The sequence below is a fragment of the Virgibacillus sp. AGTR genome (assembly GCF_016919725.2).
Taxonomy (GTDB): Bacteria; Bacillota; Bacilli; order Bacillales; family Amphibacillaceae; genus Virgibacillus; species Virgibacillus salarius.
In genome coordinates, this window is sequence record NZ_JAJERH010000205.1 from 1 (window position 1) to 240 (window position 240).

1 protein-coding gene is annotated in these 240 nt (G+C 43.3%); it reads left to right on the plus strand.

The genetic code is table 11. The features are described from left to right. Positions 1-240: transposase (locus tag JUJ52_RS23240; protein ID WP_228089275.1), on the plus strand; the 240-nt coding region annotated here is incomplete at both ends.

Consider the following 240-nt stretch of genomic DNA (forward strand, 5'->3'; position numbering starts at 1 on the left):
CTAGAAGATCTTGTAGAGACACTTCCGGGATCCAAACAAATGATGAAGATATCAGGATTAGGATCTACTACCATCGCTCTATTCTTCTCGGAGGTAGGTGACATTACAACGTATAGTCACCCCCAGCAATTAGTTAATTTAGCTGGTCTCTCATTACGAGAACACAGCTCTGGTAAATTCAAGGGTCAAACACGGATTACAAAGAGAGGGCGAAGCCGATTACGACGAGCCTTATACTTG